Annotated in this window: 4 protein-coding genes; 2 read left to right on the top strand and 2 right to left on the bottom strand. The window is 38.2% G+C overall.

Features of this window, described 5'->3' with window-relative positions; all coding sequences use genetic code 11:
• The first annotated feature begins 167 nt into the window (after positions 1-167).
• Positions 168-1,082, top strand: a complete 915-nt coding sequence (locus V7164_RS09720; protein ID WP_335343811.1) for a phosphotransferase family protein — start codon at positions 168-170, stop codon at positions 1,080-1,082.
• A gap of 42 nt (positions 1,083-1,124) precedes the next feature.
• Here the strand turns inward: V7164_RS09720 and V7164_RS09715 are convergent, their stop codons facing one another.
• Entirely contained in the window at positions 1,125-1,511 is a 387-nt protein-coding gene (locus V7164_RS09715; RefSeq protein ID WP_335343810.1) for a RidA family protein, read from the bottom strand.
• 84 nt (positions 1,512-1,595) lie between these two features.
• On the opposite strand from V7164_RS09715, the gene V7164_RS09710 reads away from it, so the two are divergent.
• Positions 1,596-1,784, top strand: a complete 189-nt coding sequence (locus tag V7164_RS09710) for a hypothetical protein (RefSeq protein WP_335343809.1) — start codon at positions 1,596-1,598, stop codon at positions 1,782-1,784.
• A gap of 97 nt (positions 1,785-1,881) precedes the next feature.
• Here the strand turns inward: V7164_RS09710 and helD are convergent, their stop codons facing one another.
• Complete coding sequence (helD, locus tag V7164_RS09705) at positions 1,882-4,224, bottom strand: RNA polymerase recycling motor HelD (protein WP_335353988.1); 2,343 nt, start codon at positions 4,222-4,224, stop codon at positions 1,882-1,884.
• Positions 4,225-4,453: the final 229 nt, after the last annotated feature.

Below are 4,453 nucleotides of genomic sequence, written 5' to 3'. Positions count from 1 at the left end.
CGGAAGGTAGTTAAGAGGCAATCATAACTCCCTTCTGCATGAAAAAACAGATCCGGAGGTAACGGCGAATGGTAAAAGGCACTTATTTCCTTTTAGGAAAAAAACATTGAAACTTTAATAGATTTAAATACGTAAACCATTAAATAAAGTAAAAAGGAATTTAGCCAATGAACTTAACAAAAGAAAAAATAGAAGAGTTAATAATTAGTATTCACCATGTATTAACAAATCGTTTAAATTTGAAAGTTGATGAAATAAGTTTTTTAGCAAATGGTGTCATAAACGCTGTATTTCTTGTAAAAGAAAAGAATCTTGGGCAACTCGCAATAAGAACACCTTGGAGATCTGAAGAAAATATGATGGATAAACATTCGAGTGGTGTCATTTCATTAAAAAAAGAAGCTGCTATCTCTGAGCATTGTCACAAATATCATATACCCGTGCCAAAAGTGCATCAGCTACATTTAAGTGAAGACATAAATTTTCTAGCTTCTGAATTTGTACTAGGCGATGATCAAGAGATTTCTCCTTTCGAGATTGGCATACTTACATCCCAAATACATAAAGTCCCATTAGATGGACTATCCATAATAGATCAAAATGAACAAACATTATCTAGTATTATTGCTCATAGAATAACAGACCGTGCTCAATCTCTAAGTCAATTAATAAACAGGAATATCTTTATCCCTTCAACAGAAGAAATGGAAGCGATTTTAAATACTTCACAAACAAACAATTCCCTTCTGCATCTTGATGTAAGACCGCCAAATTTAATAGGGAAAAATGGCAAGATTCAAGCAATACTAGATTGGGATAATGCTTTTATCGGAGATCCAATTATGGAATTAATGAGAATTTCTGAATCACAGGAAATAGCAGAGAAAGAATTTTTAAAGGGATATAAGGATGTTGCGATTATTGAAAATACAAAGGAAATCATTCAATCCATCTATCGATTAGATACAGCTTTAATGCTTTCCATTTTGTTTATTTCATTTATTCAAGACTCTAAAAAAAGAGAACATTACCTCAAGCGTGTTAATGGACTTAGCCAAGAAATAAAAAAATATACTGGTTAAATTTAAGGGGGCAAAAATTGCCCCTTATTTAACCAATTTATATTATCTTGCAGCCCAAGCCTCAACCTCCACCTTGATTTCTGGCCGTGCTAAAGCTGAGACATATGCTAATGTTGTAGCGGGCGGTGATTGATTATGAAATCCACTCCATTTTTCCAAAAAGATTTCTCTATTAATACTTTCAGTGAACCAAAAATTCACTTTGAAAACATTGCTTACGTCTACACCTTCACTTTTTAAAATGGATTTAATATTTTCAAGTGCATTGGCAAACTGCGTTTCTATATCAGCTGGAAGGATGCCATGCTTATCATTTCCGAGTTGACCAGATAACACAATTATTTCAGCATCTCTAGGTACAACGGTTACATGATGATATTGAGCGATGGGGGGAGCAACATTATTAGGATTTGATTTTATTATATTCAAAACGGATTCTCCTTTTAACTTTTATATTTATGAAAGTTTTTTTAAAATTCCCATTAATAGATTATGCGAAAAGGAGGCAGTCTCATGGTGAAGGTCTTATTCAACATTGGTATAGTTTTTATGATCATTTCTGGTATTTCGCTCGGTGCATGGTCAAATGTACAAGATAGGAAAAGCTTTAATACCCTAAGCACTAGGTTTGGTCTTTATTCTGGTTTAGTAGGAATGGTTTTAATAGGCATTGCCTTGTTAGTTTATTACTTATCTGAATGAATGAGAAGGAAGTGATTGGTCAAATAAAGTTATGACGCTTAAAATAATAATCCCATAAAAGTCCTCTATCAGTCATCTCATAACCTAAAGCTTAATTTTAAGATAAACTCAAAATATAACTCTCCGCTGTATCATTTCGCAAAAAGGGGCTTGGTTTCTCTACACTGTATAGCTGCAAATAATGCATAGCTCTTGTGCAGGCAGTATAGAACAATCTACGCAAACTTTCATCGCCGTATACTTGCGCCGAAGCGTCATAAATGATAACGGCATCAAATTCGATGCCTTTGGCCAAATACGCCGGTACGACAACAACGCCTTGTTCATATTCAATTGAGCCGCTTTTCACGAGCTTGATTTCCTCGATGCTGTTCAGAGCCTCATAGGCAGCTGTGCTTTCTGCAGCGGATTTGCATATAATCGCGATCGTATGATACCGCTGCTCCTGTAATTCAGCAACTTTGGAGGCAATGCGGTGATGCAGTTCGTCATGATCGGACACTTGAGTCAGCACAGGCTTCTCGCCATCGCGATCAAAAGCAGTAATTCGTTCGCCGCCGGGCACCAGTTTGCGGGTAAATTCAACAATTGGTTTTGTGGATCTGTAGCTAAGGGTCAAGTTAATCGCATCCGTTTCATCCGGTCCGTATAATCCAGTAAGCGTATGAAAATCGGCCATTTCGCTGGCATGGGCGAATATTGCTTGGTTAAAGTCGCCAAGCACGGTCATTCTTGCCGAAGGAAATAATCGTTTCAAAAACTCGAACTGAAACGGAGAATAATCTTGAGCTTCGTCTACAAGCACGTGTTTGATAGCGGTATTCGTCTGAAAGCCTTGAATCAACTCCTTCAAAAGTAAAAACGGAGTAGCATCTTCGTAAAACAAGTTGCCTTCATCTAACATTTTCACGGTCGATAGGCAAATGTCCTCCCATTCTTCAGGTGTTTTGCCCGCAATCCACAGATTAATTCGAGTTGGATCAGTGAAAAGCTGCTTATATATTCCTGTTATATTGATAAATTGAAGCGATCGAATCCATTTGCGAATCGGCTTCAACTTCTTGCGAACAATCATACGCCCGAGTAATTCCTGCTCTCTATCATAATCATCAAAAGAGTCTTCACTAAACCCATGCTTTTTTTGTAAGTGGGAAAATGCCTTTTGGTAATCCTCTTTGCTAAGCAACTCGACTTCTTCCTGTACCCATTGCTTTGTTATTTCGAGCTTTTCAGTTTCATCTATTTGCTCTAATAGCCACTCTTTCAACTTCGCAATCCTGTTATGAAAGCGAAGCGAGGTGTTGCTGCCATAAAATCTTTCTGAGATTTGTTTGGAAGAGATGAGTGGCTTTCCTTTAAATTTAATCCCTTTGAAGACCATTCCCGATAAGTCCAGCGACTGTCTGAATGTTTTAATTGTCTCAAAAAAACGGGTAGATGCCTTAAATCGAATACTCGAAGTCCTGATTCGATATGAAGGATCATCCGCCGCAGTCAACACATATTCTAATTGCTCGTAAGGACCCTCCACTTGAAAATCGTTGCCCAACCGATGATCTAAATATTCCTGAAATGTAACCTGCTGCATGTTTTCTTCACCTAGCTCTGGTAACACTCTGGAAACGTAATGGTTAAACATAGCGTTTGGCGAAAATAAAATAATTTGATCGGCTTTAAGCCAATCTCGATACTTATAGAGCAAGTATGCGATTCGCTGTAGGGCGGCCGATGTCTTACCGCTGCCAGCGGCCCCTTGAACAATAAGAAGCCGTCCATGGTCGTACCGGATAATTCGATTTTGCTCCTGTTGAATGGTGGCCACGATACTGTGCATATGTTTGTCTGTACTTTTTCCAAGCACTTGCTGTAAAATCTCGTCACCAATCGTAAGGCTCGTATCGAACATCGATTCGATAACACCATCCCGAATGATATATTGCCACTTTTGATCCAAGAAGCCGCGTATGACTCCTCCTGGTGTGACATACTCAGCCGGACCAGGCGGGAAATCGTAGTAAACACTCGAAATGGGTGCCCTCCAGTCGTAGATCAGGAAGTTCTCGCCGCTTGTATCTGTAAGTGTTGTGATGCCGATATAAATTTTTTCTGGTGTTGAAGTTCCTTCTTCAGTGATGTTGATCCGGCCAAAATAAGGGACACCCTCCATACGGCGCAGTACGGATAGTCGATTGAAGGCGTGCCTGTGGGTGCTTTGATTTACGGCCAAGTCTTGTGCCTGTTGTCTTAAGCCAATGATTGTCTCAAGATAATCGTCAAATGTATCTATATTTACTTTGACATCATCCCAAAAGTGCTTCCGAATATTAACTACTTCTTTTCGGCGCCGGCCAGTTTCGTTTTCCAGCTTATCGATTTGCTCGGTGATTGTTTCGATGACGCTATCTAATCGTTCCTGCTCCTGACGTAGTTCATTGTTCATACCAAGCACTCCTTTAGAAAAAATGAAATTAGAGTTGACAAATAGGGGAGTATATTGTAAAATTATAATTGGGATAGTTTGATTTCTTCCCCTTTATTTATGTGTTTCTAAACTAATTTATCACAGTTTTTAAATTTTATCAATGTATATTGAACAATTGACGGATCTTTGCTGTAAATTTATTTCAAGATAAATGAAAATTAATAATTCCTATGAATACGTGCTAAAA

This window comes from Bacillus sp. JJ1474 (assembly GCF_036965225.1).
Lineage (GTDB): Bacteria > Bacillota > Bacilli > Bacillales > Cytobacillaceae > Cytobacillus.
Note: the sequence above shows the minus strand (reverse complement) of the source record. Positions and strands in the feature narration are given on the sequence as shown.